The sequence below is a fragment of the Nocardioides sp. zg-1228 genome, assembly GCF_017086465.1.
Taxonomy (GTDB): domain Bacteria; phylum Actinomycetota; class Actinomycetes; order Propionibacteriales; family Nocardioidaceae; genus Nocardioides.
In genome coordinates this window covers 2,663,622-2,680,060 of record NZ_CP070961.1, presented here as the reverse complement: position 1 = coordinate 2,680,060, position 16,439 = coordinate 2,663,622, and the positions used below count along the sequence as shown (strand labels likewise).

The 16,439-nt window shown below is 72.7% G+C and carries 14 protein-coding genes and 2 tRNA genes; 15 read left to right on the top strand and 1 reads right to left on the bottom strand.

Annotated features, from left to right (window positions below; genetic code table 11):
• Positions 1–20: 20 nt before the first annotated feature.
• Positions 21–662, top strand: a complete 642-nt coding sequence (locus JX575_RS12930; RefSeq protein ID WP_186340870.1) for a sulfotransferase family 2 domain-containing protein — start codon at positions 21–23, stop codon at positions 660–662.
• 8 nt (positions 663–670) lie between these two features.
• The gene (locus tag JX575_RS12925; RefSeq protein WP_186340871.1) at positions 671–1,105 is read left to right on the top strand and encodes a hypothetical protein; all 435 of its coding nucleotides are present in this window, start codon (positions 671–673) and stop codon (positions 1,103–1,105) included.
• A 10-nt stretch (positions 1,106–1,115) separates the two neighbouring features.
• Here JX575_RS12925 and JX575_RS12920 read toward each other — a convergent pair whose 3' ends face one another.
• Positions 1,116–1,985 (bottom strand): 3-methyladenine DNA glycosylase, encoded by an 870-nt coding sequence (locus tag JX575_RS12920; protein ID WP_186340872.1) that lies wholly within the window; start codon positions 1,983–1,985, stop codon positions 1,116–1,118.
• An 83-nt stretch (positions 1,986–2,068) separates the two neighbouring features.
• Between JX575_RS12920 and JX575_RS12915 the strand changes: the two genes are divergently transcribed.
• The 13 genes from JX575_RS12915 to xylA all read left to right on the top strand — a co-directional run bounded on the left by JX575_RS12915 (position 2,069) and on the right by xylA (position 16,398).
• Positions 2,069–3,430 carry a pyridoxal-dependent decarboxylase gene (locus tag JX575_RS12915; RefSeq protein WP_186340873.1) on the top strand — a complete coding sequence of 454 codons (1,362 nt, stop codon included), beginning with the start codon at positions 2,069–2,071 and terminating at the stop codon, positions 3,428–3,430.
• Between the two features lie 99 nt (positions 3,431–3,529).
• Positions 3,530–4,342, top strand: coding sequence for a fumarylacetoacetate hydrolase family protein (locus tag JX575_RS12910; protein ID WP_186340874.1), 813 nt, complete (start codon positions 3,530–3,532; stop codon positions 4,340–4,342).
• Between the two features lie 25 nt (positions 4,343–4,367).
• Positions 4,368–5,837 (top strand): glutamate--tRNA ligase, encoded by a 1,470-nt coding sequence (gltX, locus tag JX575_RS12905; protein ID WP_186340875.1) that lies wholly within the window; start codon positions 4,368–4,370, stop codon positions 5,835–5,837.
• Between the two features lie 4 nt (positions 5,838–5,841).
• Entirely contained in the window at positions 5,842–6,849 is a 1,008-nt protein-coding gene (locus JX575_RS12900) for a CPBP family intramembrane glutamic endopeptidase (protein ID WP_186340876.1), read from the top strand.
• A gap of 85 nt (positions 6,850–6,934) precedes the next feature.
• Positions 6,935–7,006 (top strand) — tRNA-Gln (locus JX575_RS12895).
• 89 nt (positions 7,007–7,095) lie between these two features.
• Positions 7,096–7,168, top strand: a tRNA-Glu gene (locus JX575_RS12890).
• A gap of 99 nt (positions 7,169–7,267) precedes the next feature.
• Entirely contained in the window at positions 7,268–8,707 is a 1,440-nt protein-coding gene (gene xylB / locus JX575_RS12885; protein WP_186340877.1) for a xylulokinase, read from the top strand.
• Positions 8,708–8,810: 103 nt separating this feature from the next.
• The gene (locus JX575_RS12880; RefSeq protein WP_186340878.1) at positions 8,811–10,082 is read left to right on the top strand and encodes an ROK family transcriptional regulator; all 1,272 of its coding nucleotides are present in this window, start codon (positions 8,811–8,813) and stop codon (positions 10,080–10,082) included.
• Entirely contained in the window at positions 10,079–11,590 is a 1,512-nt protein-coding gene (locus tag JX575_RS12875; protein WP_206054392.1) for a sugar ABC transporter ATP-binding protein, read from the top strand. The genes JX575_RS12880 and JX575_RS12875 overlap by 4 nt, the downstream gene beginning before the upstream one ends.
• On the top strand, positions 11,587–12,663 hold the full coding sequence (locus JX575_RS12870; protein WP_186340879.1) for an ABC transporter permease: 1,077 nt from the start codon (positions 11,587–11,589) through the stop codon (positions 12,661–12,663). Before JX575_RS12875 ends, JX575_RS12870 begins: the two co-directional genes overlap by 4 nt.
• A 141-nt stretch (positions 12,664–12,804) precedes the next feature.
• Positions 12,805–13,884 carry a substrate-binding domain-containing protein gene (locus JX575_RS12865; RefSeq protein ID WP_186340880.1) on the top strand — a complete coding sequence of 360 codons (1,080 nt, stop codon included), beginning with the start codon at positions 12,805–12,807 and terminating at the stop codon, positions 13,882–13,884.
• Positions 13,885–14,047: 163 nt separating this feature from the next.
• Positions 14,048–15,241: a Gfo/Idh/MocA family oxidoreductase gene (locus JX575_RS12860; protein ID WP_206054391.1), complete on the top strand. Its 1,194-nt coding sequence runs from the start codon at positions 14,048–14,050 to the stop codon at positions 15,239–15,241.
• Positions 15,238–16,398, top strand: coding sequence for a xylose isomerase (gene xylA / locus JX575_RS12855; RefSeq protein WP_186340881.1), 1,161 nt, complete (start codon positions 15,238–15,240; stop codon positions 16,396–16,398). Before JX575_RS12860 ends, xylA begins: the two co-directional genes overlap by 4 nt.
• The last annotated feature ends 41 nt before the right edge of the window (positions 16,399–16,439 follow it).

Genomic DNA, 16,439 nt, shown 5'->3' with positions numbered 1-16,439 from the left:
CGGCGGATAAGGTCGTGCCCGTGATCGCGTCCCACCAGCACCGCTTCATCTTCCTCAAGACCCGCAAGACGGCGGGGACGAGCGTGGAGATCGCGTTGTCGAAGGTGTGCGGTCCCGACGACATCATCACCGAGATCAGCCCCGAGGACGAGAAGCTGCGCCAGGCGGCCGGCGGTCGTGCACCGCAGAACTTCCAGTCCCCGCCCCTGCCGCGCAAGGCCTACAACCACATGGGCGCCAAGGCCACCCGCGACCTCGTCGGCGCCGAGGTGTTCGACGACTACTTCACCTTCGCGATCGAGCGCAACCCGTGGGACGCCGTGGTCTCGCTCTACTTCTGGAAGTACAAGGACCGTCCCGAGCTGCCCGACTTCGAGACCTACGTGCGGGAGGTCTGGATCGAGCAGCTGGCCAACAACCGCCGGCTCTACCGCATCCGCGGCAAGATGGCGCTCGACCGGGTCCTGCGCTACGAGCGCCTCGACGCCGAGCTGCGCGAGGTCTGGGAGCACCTCGGGCTGCCCGGCGAGCCCGACCTGCCGCGGGCCAAGGGCAACGCCCGGCCGGCCGGGCACTACCGCGAGCTCTACACCCCTGCCTCGAGGGAGCGCGTGGCGACGGTGTTCGCCGACACCATCGAGGCCTTCGGCTACGAGTTCTGAGGGCGAGGATGACCACCCAGACGTCGCCGACCGCTCGCACCCGTCGGTTCGGCCCTGCGGCCGCCGGCCTGCTCGCGATCGCCGCGCTCTTCGCCGCCCTCGTCCCGGTCGTGCTCGAGGTGGACTCCCGCCTCGACCGCACCCGGCCGATGTACGACGACCGGAGCCGGATGGAGTGGCTGCAGTACCAGACCGTGCTCACCGCGGGTCGGGCCGAGCCCCTCGAGCTGGCTCCGGGTGAGTCGGTCGAGCTCGCCGGCGAGCGGTTCACGTCGTCGTCCGGCGTGGTGGTCGAGGTGCGCGCCGAGGCGCCCGAACGCCCGTGCGTGCGGACGTCCAACCACCACGGCGACGTCACCGCGTGGGCCTGCGTCGACCTCGACGAGCCGCCGGCCGATCCCGACCTCGAGGTCGTCGACCTCACCGTCGCCCCGACGACGTGAGGGGCGCGGGTCAGACCGGCTCGGGCACGAGCGCCAGGAGCCGCTCGCACTCCGCGAGGAGCCGCGCGCGCAGCGGCGCGCCGCGCTCGGCGAACGCGCGCTGCGCCTCGACGTACTCGCGCTTGCCCTCGGCGGTCTCGATCCTGACGGGGGAGTAGCCCAGGTCGGTCAGGTCGTAGGGCGCCGCGCGCATGTCGAGCACCCGGATGTCGCGCGCGAGCTCGAAGCAGTCGGCGACCAGCTCGCTGGGGATCATCGGCGTGAGCCGGAAGGCGTGCTTGTAGAGGTCCATCCCGGCGTGCAGGCAGCCCGGCTGCTCGAAGGCGGGGCGGTCGTCGCGGCCCGGCCGCAGCTGGTTGAGCGGGCGCGCGCTGGGGGTGAAGAAGCGATAGGCGTCGAAGTGGGAGCAGGCGATGCGGTGCGACTCGACGACCGCGTCGGTGCCCTCCTGCCCGAGCCGCAGCGGCCGGTCGTGGCGGGTGCCGCCGGGGACCCGGTCGGCGCGGTGCACCATCGCCCACTCGTGCAGCCCGAAGCAGCCCAGCTGCGGGGCCCGGGCGGCGGTCGCGGCCAGCAGGGTGTGCAGCTGGTCGAGCAGCGGGCGCTGGGAGGCGACGTACGCCTCGGTGACGGCGACCGGGTCGCCCCCGTAGCCCTTCAGGCCGGCGTGCTCCGTCGCGTCCTCCAGCGCGACGCCGTGGCCGGGGTGCCAGCGCCGCAGCTGGGCGGGCCGCTGGGAGTAGTAGGTGAACAGGAAGTCGTGCACCGGGTGCCGGACCTGGCCGGCCCGACGCGCGAGGTGCGGCCCGACGAGGTCGTCGACCCGGGCGGCGTGCGCCTCGGCGAGGGGGCGCCACTCGGCGGCTGACAGCACGTGCACCGAACCGAGGCTAGTGCCGCCACCCCGTGCCGGCCGCTTCGAGGGCTCTCGACGTGGGGTGGCGCCGGGGGGACACTGCCGGGATGGACCGCACCGCCGGTCTCGACCGTGCCCACGAGCACGCGGTCGAGTGGCTCACCTCGCTCGCCGACCGCCCGGTGCCGCCGCGGCTGGGCGCCGAAGAGGTGCTCGGCCGGCTCGACCCGCAGCTCCCCGACGGTCCCACCGACCCGGTCGCGGTGGTCGACGAGCTGGCCCGCGCCTGCGACCCCGGGCTGACGGCGATGCCGGGCGGGCGCTTCTTCGGGTTCGTCATCGGCGGCACCCATCCGGCCGCCCTGGCCGTGGACTGGCTGGTCAGCGCGTGGGACCAGAACGCCGGCCTGCGGCTGCTCACTCCCGCGCACTCGGCCGTCGAGGACGTGGCCGAGGCGTGGGTGCTCGACCTGCTCGGCCTCCCCGCCGGCAGCGCGGTCGGCTTCGTCACCGGCGGCACGATGGCCAACTTCACCTGCCTCGCCGCAGCGCGCGACGAGGTGCTGCGGCGCGCCGACTGGGACGTCGCCGAGCGCGGGCTCGCCGCGTCGCCCGGCGTCCGCGTCCTCGTCGGCGCCGAGCGGCACGACACGATCGACCTGGCCCTGCGCTACCTCGGCCTCGGTGCGCCCGAGGCGGTCGCGGTCGACGACCAGGGGCGCGTCGAGCCCGCGGCGCTCGCCAGCGCGCTGGACGCGGGCGACGGGCGCCCGACCGTGGTGTGCCTGCAGGCCGGCAACGTCCACTCCGGGGCGTTCGACCCCTTCGACGCCACGGTCACCGCTGCCCACGACGCCGGGGCGTGGGTCCACGTCGACGGCGCGTTCGGGCTCTTCGCGGGCGCGTCGCCGCGCCGGCGCCACCTCCTGGCGGGCGCCGATCGTGCCGACTCCTGGGCCACCGACGCCCACAAGACCCTCAACGTCCCCTACGACTGCGGGCTGGCGATCGTCCGCGACCGGGCCGCGCTGCGGGCGGCGATGGGCATGCACGGCGACTACCTGGTCCACGACGCGACGGGGGAGCCGTTCGACAAGGTGCCGGAGATCAGCCGCCGGGGCCGGGCGTTCCCGGTGTGGGCGGTGCTCCGGGCGCTGGGACGCGACGGCGTGGCCGACCTGGTCGACGGCTTCTGCGACCACGCGGAGGCGTTCGCCGAGGGGATCGCCGCCATCGAGGGCGCCGCGGTGCTCAACGACGTGGACTTCACCCAGGTCTGCGCCACGTTCGGCGACGACGACCGCACCCGCGCCGTGGTCGAGGCGATGCTCGCGGAGGGGACGGCGTGGACCACCGGGTCGACCTGGCACGGCCGCGCGGTGCTGCGGGTCAGCGTGAGCAACTGGTCGACGACCGTCGAGGACGTCGCGGCGACCCTGGCCGCACTGCACCGCGCGGCCGGGCAGTAGCCGGGCAGCAGCCGGGGTAGCAGCCGGGGCAGCAGCCGGACCGACCGCGGGAGCCGCCCGACGTGGGCCGGGCAGACCGCGGTTGGATAGCCTCGACCCATGCGCATCTGTCGGTTCAGCACGGGCGAGGAGCCGCGGTTCGGGGTCGTCACCGGGGAGGTCGACGAGTTCGGCCAGCCCGACGAGGACTCCGTGGTGGTGGCCCTCGCGGGCGACCCGCTCTACGCCGGGGTCAAGCCCCTCGACGAACAGCACCGTCTCGCCGACGTACGGCTCCTCGCGCCGATCATCCCGCGCAGCAAGGTCGTCGGCATCGGCCGCAACTACGCCGCCCACGCCGCCGAGCTGGGCAACGACCTCCCGGCCGAGCCGCTGATGTTCCTCAAGCCCAACACCACGGTGGTCGGCCCGGGCGACCCGATCTTCTACCCGACGCAGACCAGCAACCTGCAGTACGAGGGCGAGCTGGCCGTGGTGATCGGCCGCATCTGCCGCGACGTGCCCGCCGAGCAGGCGACCGACGTGATCTTCGGCTACACGATCGCCAACGACGTCACCGCACGCGACCTCCAGCGCTCCGACGTGCAGTTCACCCGGGCCAAGGGCTTCGACTCCTTCTGCCCGATCGGCCCGTGGATCGAGACCGACCTCGACCCGCAGGCGTTCATCGACGGCCGCGCGGTGCAGACGCACCTCAACGGCGACGTCGTCCAGGACGGCTCGACGGCCGACATGATCTTCGACGTGCCGACCCTCGTCGCGCACGTCTCGTCCGTCATGACGCTGCTGCCCGGCGACGTGATCCTGACCGGGACCCCCGAGGGTGTCGGCCCCATGCAGGTCGGCGACGAGGTGGAGATCTCGATCGCCGGCATCGGCGCCCTGACCAACCCCGTCGCCCGGCGCAGCTGACCGGCCACACGAGAGAGCCATCCCCATGAGCAGCAGCCCCGTCCGCGTCCGCTTCTGTCCCTCGCCCACGGGCTCGCCGCACGTCGGCCTGGTCCGCACGGCCCTGTTCAACTGGGCCTTCGCGCGCCACCACGGAGGGCAGATCGTCTTCCGGATGGAGGACACCGACCGCGAGCGGAGCACGCAGGAGTCCTACGACGCCATCCTCGAGCTGTGGCGCTGGCTCGGCCTCGACTGGGACGAGGGCATCGAGGTCGGCGGACCCCACGGGCCCTACCTGCAGAGCGAGCGCGGCGACGTCTACCGCGACGTCCTCGCCCGGCTGCGCGAGTCGTCCTACACCTACGACTGCTTCTGCACGACCGAGGAGGTCGACGCCCGCCGCAAGGCGTCGGGCTCGAAGATGCAGGGCTACGACGGGTTCTGCCGCGACCTCACCGACGAGCAGCGCGCCGCGTTCGAGGCCGAGGGGCGCCGCCCCGTCGTCCGGTTCCGGATGCCCGACGGCTCCATCGGCTGGGACGACCTGGTGCGCGGCGAGATCACCTTCGCGACCGAGAACGTGCCCGACTTCGCGCTCTCGCGTGCCAACGGCGACCCGCTCTACACGCTGGTCAACCCCGTCGACGACGCCCTGATGCAGATCACCCACGTCCTGCGCGGCGAGGACCTGCTCTCCAGCACGCCGCGCCAGCTCGCGCTGTTCGAGGCGCTGGTGGAGCTCGGCATCGCCGAGCAGGTCCCGGCCTACGGCCACCTGCCGTACGTGATGGGCCAGGGCAACAAGAAGCTCTCCAAGCGCGACCCCGAGGCACACGCCCTGGCCTACCGCGAGCAGGGCTTCCTGCCCGAGGGCCTGCTCAACTACCTGGCCCTGCTGGGCTGGTCGATCGCGGCCGACCGCGACGTGTTCTCGATGGCCGAGATGGTCGAGGCGTTCGACATCAAGGACGTCAACCCCAACCCGGCCCGCTTCGACCTCAAGAAGGCCGAGGCGATCAACACCTCGCAGATGCGGCTGCTGCCGATCGACGAGATCACCCACCGGGCGCTGCCCTTCCTCAAGTCGGCGGGCGTCGTCGGCGACCCCGTCGCCGATGCCGACGCCCAGCTGCTCGAGCTGGCGATGCCGCTGGTCGCCGAGCGGATCAACAAGCTCACCGAGGCCGCGCCGATGCTCGGCTTCCTCTTCGTCGACGAGGCAGCGTTCGAGCGCGACGCCGACGACGTCGCGAAGGTGCTCGACGAGACCGGCCGCGGCGTCGTCCAGGCAGCGTACGACGCCCTGGTCGGCGTCGAGACGTGGTCGACCGCGGCCATCGAGGAGGCGCTGCGGGTGGCGCTGATCGAGGGCATGGAGCTCAAGCCGCGCGTGGCCTTCGGTCCTGTCCGGGTGGCCGTGACCGGCCGGCGGGTGAGCCCGCCGCTGTTCGAGTCGATGGAGCTGCTCGGCCGCGACCGCAGCCTGGCGCGGCTGCAGTCGGCCCTGGCCTGACGTCGTGACCCGATCGCTGTCGCCCGACTTCCGGCCGCGCTACCACGAGCTGCACCGGGTCGGGCGCCCCGGCGCGTGGCGCTCGGTCGTGGGCGGCCTGCTCCTGCTGGTGCTCGTCTTCGGCGTGGTGCCGCTGGCCGCCGGGGCCCTCGCCCTCGTGCTGCTCCTCGCGACCGGCGACACCGCGGAGGAGGCCGCCGCGCTGCTCGACGTGACGCAGGAGGCGACGCCCGCCGGGCTGGCGCTGCTCAACGCGATCATCGCTGCGGCGATCCCGCTGACGTTCCTGGTCACCTGGTGGCTCCACCGGCTCAAGCCGCGGTGGGTCTCCTCGGTCGCGCCCCGACTGCGATGGGGCTACCTGCTGGTGTGCCTGGGCCTGTCGCTGGTGGCCCTGATGGCGTCGCTCGGCGTCGCGATGCTGCTGCCGATCTCGGTCGGGGACGTGCCGGCCGGGACCGTCAACGACTTCACCACGCAGACCCGCGACTTCATCATCGTGATCCTGCTCCTGACCCCGCTGCAGGCGGCCGGGGAGGAGTACCTGTTCCGCGGCTACCTCACCCAGGCGTTCGGCTCGCTCGTGTGGGGCAGGCGCGTCTCGCAGGCGCTGGGGGTGCTCGGGCCTGCCCTGATCTTCGCGCTCTTCCACGGCCTGTCCCAGGACTGGCCGGTGTTCTTCGACCGCTTCGCCTTCGGTGTCGTCGCCGGCATCCTCGTCATCCGCACCGGCGGCCTCGAGGCGCCCATCGCCATGCACGTGCTCAACAACTTCCTGGCCTTCGGGCTGGCGCTCGCGTTCGGCGACCTGACCACGGCGCTCAATGCCGAGGGCGGCAGCAGCTGGTGGACCATCCTCTCCACCATGACCCAGTCGCTGGTCTACCTCTTCCTCGCCTCGTGGGTGGCGAAGGCGATGGGGCTGGCCGACGTCGGACCGCCCGTCGGGGGAGCGGCGTTGCCGCCCGGGCAGCGCGACCCCGTTTTGGCCCCGCCGCCACCCCGCATGTAATGTTCGGGGTCGGTTCGGGAGGCGTTCCACGAGGGATTCCACGCCCGGACCACGTGGGTGGTCGGACAGCGATCCGATACCCCCATGGGGTATGGTGTAATTGGCAACACGGCTGATTCTGGTTCAGTTGTTCTAGGTTCGAGTCCTAGTACCCCAGCAAGATCCAGGCCCTCGGGCCCGGATTTGGAGCGTCACTCCGGCCCCGCTAGAGTTCAGCTCCGTCGCTCCTCGGAGCAACATCTGCAAGCCCCCGTTGTGTAGCGGCCTAGCACGCCGCCCTCTCAAGGCGGTAGCGCCGGTTCGAATCCGGTCGGGGGTACGGCACCCGAAGGGCCCGGTCACCAGACCGGGCCCTTCGTCGTCGGGGCGAGTCGTCGCGCCGGGGTCGCCCGGAGGCCGTGGGCTAGCATCCGCGGCCATGACTGACGGGCCCCGGCTGGTCGCCGGCATCGACTCCTCCACCCAGTCCTGCAAGGTCGTCGTCCGCGACGCCGAGACGGGCGCCCTCATGCGCCAGGGACGTGCGAGCCATCCCGACGGCACCGAGGTCCACCCCGACCACTGGTGGGCCGCCCTGCAGGCAGCCGTCGCCGAGGCCGGCGGGCTGGACGACGTGGCCGCCGTCAGCGTCGGCGGCCAGCAGCACGGCATGGTCTGCCTCGACGAGGACGGCGCGGTCGTACGCCCCGCGCTGCTGTGGAACGACACCCGCTCGGCCGGGGCCGCCCGCGACCTCGTCGACGAGCTGGGCGGGCTCGAGGAGGGCGGACGGGCCTGGGCCGAGGCGGTCGGCGTGGTCCCGGTGGCCTCGTTCACCGTGACCAAGCTGCGCTGGCTCGCCGAGCACGAGCCCGACAACGCGCGGCGCACGGCAGCGGTGTGCCTGCCCCACGACTGGCTGACCTGGAAGCTCTCGGGCAGCGGCGAGCTGGGCGACCTCACGACCGACCGGAGCGACGCCAGCGGCACCGGCTACTGGTCGGCGGCGACCGGGCACTACCGCACCGACCTGCTCGAGCGCGCCTTCGGCGCCGTGCCGCACCTGCCGCGGGTGGTCGCGCCCGGCGAGGTCGCGGCGCGGTCGGCCGGCACCGTCGTCCGCGCCGGCACCGTCCTCGGCGCCGGTGCCGGCGACAACGCGGCCGCGGCCCTGGGCCTGGGTGCGGACGAGGGCGACGTGGTCGTCTCGATCGGCACGTCCGGAGTCGTCACGGCCGTCACCAGCGCCCCGGCCGTCGACCCCACCGGGTCGGTCGCGGGCTTCGCCGACGCCACGGGGCTGTTCCTCCCGCTGGTCGCGACCCTCAACGGCGCCCGCGTGCTCGACGCCGCCGCGCGCCTGCTCGACGTCGACCACGAGACCTTCTCGAGCCTGGCGATGGAGGCCCCGGCGGGCGCCGGGGGACTGGTGCTGGTGCCCTACCTGGAGGGCGAGCGCACCCCCAACCTTCCCGACGCGACGGGGTCGCTGCACGGCCTCACCCTCGCCACGGCCACCCGGCCGGCCTTCGCCCGAGCGACGGTGGAGGGCCTAGTCTGCAGCCTCGCCGACGGCCTCGACGCGGTGGCCGCCACCGGGGTCGCTCCGTCGCGGGTGCTGCTCGTCGGCGGTGCGGCCGCGTCCGAGGCCGTGCGCACGGTCGCCGCCGAGGTGCTGGGCGTGCCGGTCGACGTTCCCCCGCCGGGGGAGTACGTCGCCGACGGCGCCGCCCGGCAGGCGGCCTGGGCGCTCACCGGCGCCGACACCGCCCCGGAATGGGTGCGTGAGGGCACCCGGCGCTACGCCGCCGACCCGGCTCCGCAGGTGCGCGCGCGGTACGCCGAGGGCCGCTCGCGACACCTGGACCGGACCACCTGAAGATCTTGGGACGAGCCCCTTGACGTGACCATCGTCACGACTTAGTTTGGCGGTCCACCAAACTAACTGGTGACGCGAGTCACACAGCAGATCGAGGGCACGAATGTCGCAGGTGCGAGACGGCTGGTCGTCGACCGGCTCGGGAGGTGCCGACCAGGGCACCGTCCGCCGCGCGAACCTGTCGCTCGTCCTGCGCAGCCTCCGCGAGGACGGCGGCCGCAGCCGCGCCCGCCTCGCCGCCGACCTCGGCCTCAACAAGGCGACGGTCTCCAGCCTGGTGACCGAGCTCCTCGAGCGTGGCCTGGTCCGCGAGGGCAGCGCCGAGCGCGGCGCCGTCGGCCGGCCCGGCACGATCGTCGAGATCGACGGTGCGGGCGCCTACGGTGTCGGCGCGGAGATCAACGTCCACCACGTCTCGACCCGCGCGGTCGACCTCGCCGGCACCGTCGTGAGCGAGCACCGCACCTCGATGGACACCCGCGGGCTCGAGCCCGCCGAGGTCGTCGACCGGCTCGGCGAGCTGCTGCACGCCACGCTGGACGACCTGGCCGCCCTCGGCGCCGTGCCCGTCTCGGCGGTCGTCGGCGTCGCGGGCCTCGTCGACCACGACGGCGGCACCGTCTCGGTCGCGGCCAACCTCGGCTGGCAGGACGTCGGCCTCGCCCGCCTGCTGCGCGCCGCGCTCGGCGACCCCGACTACCTGATCAAGGTCGACAACGAGGCCAACCTCGCTGCGGTCGCCGAGGCCACCCCCGGCGATCCCGACCGGCGCGACATCCTCGTCGTCCACGGCGAGGTCGGCATCGGCGGCGGCATCGTCGCCGACGGGCGGCCCTACGCCGGCCGGCGCGGCTACGCCGGCGAGTTCGGGCACATGGTGGTCGACCGCGACGGCAACCGCTGCGGGTGCGGTCGCACCGGCTGCTGGGAGACCGTCATCGGCCTCAGCCACCTCATCGACCTCGCCGCCAGCGGCGACGACGACCTGCTGCGCTCGCCGGTCCTCGACCTGGAGGGCAAGGTCGAGGAGATCGGCCGCCGCGCGGCCGCCGGTGACGAGCAGACCCTGACCGCGCTGCGCGAGATCGGCCACTGGGTCGGCATCGGCGCCGCGCTGCTCACCAATTTGCTCAACCCCGGCATGATCGTGCTCTCGGGCTACCTCGGCGAGATCGGCGAGTGGTTCCGCGCCGAGGCCGAGGCCGAGCTCGCCGCGGGTGTGCTCGCCCCCGACGCCGGCGGCACCCGCATCGCCCTGTCGGCCCTCGGCTTCTCCGCAGCGGTGCACGGGGCCGCCGCCGTCGCCATCGACCACGTCTACGACGACCCGACCCTGGTGCCTCGGGTGGTCCCCACCCTGGAGGTGATGTCATGAACGACACCCCGCTGCTGACCATGCGCGGCATCGTCAAGCGGTTCCCCGGCGTGCTCGCGCTCGGGGGCGTCGAGCTCGAGGTGCGCGCCGGCGAGGTGCACTGCCTGCTCGGCCAGAACGGCGCCGGCAAGTCCACGCTGATCAAGATCCTGTCCGCGAGCTACCAGCCCGACGAGGGCGAGATCCTGTGGGAGGGCGCGCCGGTCACGCTGTCGACGCCGCAGGCGGCGATGGGCCTCGGCATCTCCACCATCTACCAGGAGCTCGACCTGGTGCCCGACCTCACCGTCGCGGAGAACATCTTCCTTGGCCACGAGCTCAGCACGGCGGGCTTCAGCCAGCGCGCCGAGACGCTCCGGCGCACTCGCGAGCTGCTCGCCCGGCTCGGCCACAGCGAGATCCCGGCCACGCGCTCGGTCGGCCGGCTCTCTCCGGCGGCCCAGCAGATCGTCAGCATGGCCCGCGCGCTGTCCCAGGACACCCGGCTGCTGGTGCTCGACGAGCCGTCCGCCGTCCTCGACCAGGGCGAGGTCAACAACCTGTTCCGCGTGATCCGCGACCTCACCGCCGAGGGCGTCGCCGTCGTCTACATCTCCCACCGCCTCGAGGAGATCCGCCAGATCGGCGACCGGATCACCGTCCTCAAGGACGGAAGCAGCGTCGCCACCGGCCTCGCGGTCGACCAGACGCCGACGAGCGAGCTGATCAAGCTGATGACCGGCCGTTCGATCGAGTACGTGTTCCCGCCGCGCGGCGAGGCCGTCGCCCCCACCGGCGAGCCGGTCCTCGAGGTCACCGGCCTGGCGCTGCCGGGTGTCTTCACCGGGGTGGACCTCACGGTGCACGCGGGCGAGATCGTCGGCCTCGCGGGGCTCGTGGGCGCGGGGCGCTCGGAGATCCTCGAGACCCTCTACGGCGCGCGCCGGCCCTCGGCCGGCACGGTGCGGGTGGCGGGACGCGAGCTGCGCCGCGGGTCGGTGCCCGCCGCGGTGAAGGCCGGGGTCGGCCTGGCCCCGGAGGAGCGCAAGAGCCAGGGGCTGCTCCTCGACCAGGCCGTCTACAGCAACATCACCGTCTCCACGCTCCGACGATTCAGCCGGTTCGGGCTGCTCGACCGGCGTGCCGAGCGCACGAGCTCCGCCGAGGTGGCGGAGTCCCTGGACGTCCGTCCGGCAGGGGTCGATCGCCTCGTGCGCCTCCTGTCGGGCGGCAACCAGCAGAAGGTCGTCCTGGCCAGGTGGCTGCTGCGCGAGTGCCGCGTGCTGCTCCTGGACGAGCCGACCCGAGGGGTGGACGTCGGCGCTCGCGCCGAGATCTACGCCCTCGTCCGCTCGCTGGCCGACTCCGGCGTCGCCGTCGTGGTCGTGTCCAGCGAGGTCGAGGAGGTGCTCGGGCTCGCGGACCGGGTCCTCGTGGTCCGCGAGGGCCGTGTCGTTCACGAAGGTCCGGCGGGCGAGATCGACGAGTCCCGCGTCCTGGACCTGGTCATGGAAGGAAAGGTCGCATGAGCGAGCAGAGCACGAACCGGGACGGGGGCACGGTGGAGAACACCGTCACGCCCTCGACCGACACGGTCACGGTGGAGCGCGCCGCCGCCGAGAGCGAGCGCGACAGCGGCGGAGGGCTGATGAGCGGCCCGTTCGGGCGCAACCTCGGCCTCGTGGTCGCCCTGCTCCTGATCTGTGCGGCCGGGATCATCACCACGGGCGACCGGTTCGCGAGCGTCGACAACACCCTCACGATCCTGCGCTTCGCCTCCACGATCGGCGTGGTCAGCATCGGGATGACCTTCGTCATCACCGGTGGCGGCATCGACCTCTCCGTCGGCGCCATCGCGGCGCTGTGCTCGGTCTGGGCGACGACGTTCGCCACCCAGACGATGGCCGAGGACACCCACTGGCTGGTCATGGTGTTCGCCGCGCTGGCCGTGGGAGCGGGAGCCGGTCTGGTCAACGGGATCATCATCGCCTACGGCAAGGTGGTGCCGTTCATCACGACGCTGGCGATGCTCGCCGCCGCCCGTGGCCTGGCCGAGATCATCTCCGAGCGGCGCACGCAGATCGTCACGGTCGACGGGTTCAAGGACTTCTTCTCCGCCGACGTCCTCGGCGTGCCGCTCCTCGTCATCATCTTCGCGCTGGTCGCGATCGCCGGCTGGGTGCTGTTCAACCGCACGACGTTCGGCCGGCGCACGCTCGCCGTCGGCGGCAACCCCGAGGCCGCCCGCCTGGCCGGCATCAACGTCAACCGCCACACCGTGATGCTCTACGTCCTCGTCGGCCTGTGCTGCGGGCTCGCCGCCCTGATGCTGGTCAGCCGCACCACCACGGGCAGCTCCACCCACGGCACCCTGTGGGAGCTCGACGCGATCGCCGCGGTCGTCATCGGCGGCACGCTGCTCACGGGCGGCCGCGGCACGATCGTCGGCACCGTCGTCGGGGTGCTGATCTTCGCCACCCTCAGCAACGTGTTCACCCTCAACAACCAGGACACCTCGACCCAGGCGGTCGCCAAGGGCCTGATCATCGTGGTCGCCGTGCTGCTCCAGCAGCGCCTGGCCCGCAACGCGACCTCGACCTAGCGATCGGGCCCTCCCGACTCGAACACCCCCGCACCACCCGCACCACCACCCCTCACCACCACCCCGCACCACCACGCCGGCACGTCACGCAGCGTCGGCCGCACCACCGCACCCATCGAGACAACACAAGGAGCACCACCCATGCGACTGCGCACCCCCCTCCGACGGCAGCAGAGCCGCCGCTACTCCGGCCTCGTGGTCGGCGCGGTCGCCGTCCTGTCCCTCGTCGCCTGCACCGGCAGTGCCGAGGATGCGGCCAACGACGACGACAACGGCAGCTCGGACAGCGCCCCCGCCGCGGCCGCCGGCAGCAACGACGAGGAGGGCGACCAGGTCACCATCGGCTTCTCGGCGCCCGCCGCGGACCACGGCTGGATGGCCGCCATCACCAACAACGTCCGCGACCTGCAGGAGCAGTACCCCGACGTCGACCTCCAGATCGCGGAGGGCACCAACGACGTCAACCTGCAGATCAGCCAGGTCGAGACCTTCATCAACGACAAGGTCGACGCCATCGTGCTGCTGCCGTTCGACGGCGCGGCGATGACGCCGATCGCTCTCAAGGCGATGGAGGCCGGCATCCCGGTCGTCAACGTCGACCGTGAGTTCGACGACCCCAACGCCGCGCGCGTCACCGTGCTCGGTGACAACTACGGCATGGGCGTCTCGGCCGGTCAGTACGTCTGCGAGCAGGCAGGCGGCGACAAGGACGTCGTCGTCGCCGAGATCGCCGGCATCGACTCGCTGCCCCTGACCCAGGACCGCAGCCAGGGCTTCGAGGACGCGCTGTCCGAGTGCGGTCTCGACGTCGACGCCCGCCAGGCCGCCGAGTTCACCGTCGAGAGCGGCGAGGAGGTCGCGGCCAACCTGCTGCAGGCCGAGCCGAAGATCGACTACCTGTGGAACCACGACGACGACCAGGGCGTCGGCGTGCTGGCGGCGATCGAGAACGCCGGCCGCGACGAGTTCGCGATGATCGGCGGCGCCGGCTCGGCCAACGCGATGCGCGCCATCCAGGAGGGCGACGGCGTGCTCAAGGCGACCGTCATCTACCCGTCCACCCAGGGAGCCGACGGCGTCAAGCTCGCCCGCCTGCTGCTGCAGGACAAGGCGATGAGCGACCTCGTCGAGGTCCAGGTGCCCCGCACGGTGCAGCTCTACGCGCCGGTCGTCACCGCCGACAACGTCGACCAGTACCTCGACTCGGCCTTCGAGTCCTGATCGGTCCCGCGGCGGCTCCCGACCCGGAGCCGCCGCGGCTCCACCCCCGCTCACGACCCGCGCCGGCACCCGTCCGGCGACAGGGGCGCTACCAGGCATGCCTTCGCACGCCCCCTCCGCATGCCACGACGCCCCGCTCCAGCCCCACACACGAGGAGGTCCGATGACCACCACTTCCGACGTCCCCGACGACCGGAGCGACCTGTCGGTCGGCATGGTCGGGTACGCCTTCATGGGCGCTGCGCACTCGCACGCCTGGCGCACCGCGCCCCGCTTCTTCGACCTCCCGCTCCGGCCCCGCATGCGGGCCGTGGCCGGCCGTGACCCCCAGGGCGTCGCGGCCGCCGCCGAGCGGCTCGGGTGGGAGTCCACCGAGACGTCGTGGCAGGCGCTGGTCGCGCGTGACGACATCGACCTCGTCGACGTCTGCACGCCGGGCCACACCCACGCCGAGATCGTCATCGCGGCCCTCGAGGCCGGCAAGCACGTGCTGTGCGAGAAGCCGCTCGCCAACAGCGTCGAGGAGGCCGAGGCGATGACCCGGGCCGCCGAGCGCGCCGCCGCCGACGGCGTACGCGCGATGGTCGGCTTCACCTACCGCCGCGTGCCCGCCATCGCGCTGGCCCGCCAGCTCGTCGCCGACGGCCGCCTCGGCACCCTGCACCACGTGCGTGCCCAGTACCTCCAGGACTGGATCGTCGACCCGCAGGCGCCGCTGTCGTGGCGCCTGGAGAAGGACAAGGCAGGCTCGGGCGCCCTGGGTGACATCGGCGCGCACATCGTCGACATGACGCAGTACATCACCGGCGACACCATCGCCCGGGTCGCCGGCCGGCTGCGCACCTTCGTCGACGAGCGCCCCCTGCCCAGCGAGCACGCCGGCCTGTCCGGCACGGCCGGCTCCGGCACCGGCAAGGTGACCGTCGACGACGCCGCCACCTTCCTCGCCGACTTCCGCGGGGGAGCGATGGGCGTGTTCGAGGCGACCCGCTTCGCGTCGGGTCGCAAGAACGCGATCCGCATCGAGATCAACGGCTCCGACGGCAGCCTCGCCTTCGACTTCGAGGACATGAACGTCCTGCACTTCTTCGACGGCACCGAGGACTCCCGCACCGCGGGCTTCCGCCGCATCCTCGTGACCGAGGCCGAGCACCCCTACGTCGGTGCGTGGTGGCCACCCGGCCACGTCATCGGCTACGAGCACGGCTTCGTGCACCAGGCGGTCGACCTGGTCCGCGACATCGCGGCCGGCACCGACCCCTCCCCATCCTTTGCCGACGGACTCCAGGTGCAACGCGTCCTGGCCGCGGTCGAGACCAGCTCTGACAACGACTCGTGGCAGGAGATCCCCGCATGACCGACTACACCCCGACCCCTGAGGACAAGTTCTCGTTCGGCCTCTGGACGGTGGGCTGGCAGGGCACCGACGTGTTCGGTCCCAGCTCCCGCGCCCTCCTCGACCCGGTGGACGCGACCTACAAGCTCGCCGAGCTCGGCGCGGCCGCCGTGACGTTCCACGACGACGACCTCGTCCCCGACGACGACGCCCGCGACTCCGTGCTGGAGCGCTTCGAGAAGGCGCTGGGCGACACCGGCCTCGCCGTCGAGATGGTGACCACCAACCTCTTCGGGCACCCGGTGTTCAAGGAGGGCGCGCTCACCGCCAACAACCGCGAGGTGCGTCGCTACGCCCTCGCCAAGGTGCTGCGCAACGTCGACCTGGCCGCGTCGCTTGGCGCGAAGACCTTCGTGCTCTGGGGCGGCCGCGAGGGCGCCGAGCACGGTGCGGCCAAGGACGTGCAGGCGGCGCTCGACCGCTACGCCGAGTCGCTCAACCTGCTGTGCGCCTACGTCAAGGAGCAGGGCTACGACATCCGCTTCGCCCTCGAGCCCAAGCCCAACGAGCCGCGCGGCGACATCCTGCTGCCGACGATCGGTCACGCGCTGGCGCTCATCGCCGAGCTCGACCAGTCGGAGATGGTCGGTCTCAACCCCGAGGTGGGCCACGAGGAGATGGCCGGGCTCAACTTCGCCCAGGGCATCAGCCAGGCGCTGTGGCACGACAAGCTGTTCCACGTCGACCTCAACGGCCAGCACGGCCCCCGCTTCGACCAGGACCTGCGCTTCGGCGCGGGCAACCTGCGGGGCGCGTTCTGGGCCGTCGACGCGCTGCTGGGCGCCGGGACGGGCAAGGCCTACGACGGCTACGTCCACTTCGACTTCAAGCCCCCGCGGGCCGAGGCCGAGGACGGGGTGTGGGAGTCCGCGCGCGGGTGCATGCGCAACTACCTCATCCTCCGCGACCGGGTGCAGGCGTTCCGGGCCGACCCGGACGTCCAGGCCGCCCTCGCGGCCTCCGAGGTCGAGACGCTGCGCACCCCGACCCTCGGCGAGGGGGAGTCGCTCGCCGACCTCCGCGCGGCGTCGTATGACGTGGAGGGTCTCGCCACGCGCAGCGTCGGGATGGAGGCCCTCGACCAGCTCGCCCTCGAGCACCTGATGGGGGTGCGCTGACCCGACACCGTGGCCCGGCGGGCGCCGAACCCGCCGGGCAC

Excerpts from the sequence above, each read along its gene's own strand:
- JX575_RS12925 (WP_186340871.1), top strand. The coding sequence starts at position 671 with ATGACCACCCAGACGTCGCCGACCGCTCGCACCCGTCGGTTCGGCCCT.
- JX575_RS12915 (WP_186340873.1), top strand. The coding sequence starts at position 2,069 with ATGGACCGCACCGCCGGTCTCGACCGTGCCCACGAGCACGCGGTCGAG.
- JX575_RS12910 (WP_186340874.1), top strand. The coding sequence starts at position 3,530 with ATGCGCATCTGTCGGTTCAGCACGGGCGAGGAGCCGCGGTTCGGGGTC.
- gltX (WP_186340875.1), top strand. The coding sequence starts at position 4,368 with ATGAGCAGCAGCCCCGTCCGCGTCCGCTTCTGTCCCTCGCCCACGGGC.
- xylB (WP_186340877.1), top strand. The coding sequence starts at position 7,268 with ATGACTGACGGGCCCCGGCTGGTCGCCGGCATCGACTCCTCCACCCAG.
- JX575_RS12880 (WP_186340878.1), top strand. The coding sequence starts at position 8,811 with ATGTCGCAGGTGCGAGACGGCTGGTCGTCGACCGGCTCGGGAGGTGCC.
- JX575_RS12875 (WP_206054392.1), top strand. The coding sequence starts at position 10,079 with ATGAACGACACCCCGCTGCTGACCATGCGCGGCATCGTCAAGCGGTTC.
- JX575_RS12870 (WP_186340879.1), top strand. The coding sequence starts at position 11,587 with ATGAGCGAGCAGAGCACGAACCGGGACGGGGGCACGGTGGAGAACACC.
- JX575_RS12865 (WP_186340880.1), top strand. The coding sequence starts at position 12,805 with ATGCGACTGCGCACCCCCCTCCGACGGCAGCAGAGCCGCCGCTACTCC.
- JX575_RS12860 (WP_206054391.1), top strand. The coding sequence starts at position 14,048 with ATGACCACCACTTCCGACGTCCCCGACGACCGGAGCGACCTGTCGGTC.
- xylA (WP_186340881.1), top strand. The coding sequence starts at position 15,238 with ATGACCGACTACACCCCGACCCCTGAGGACAAGTTCTCGTTCGGCCTC.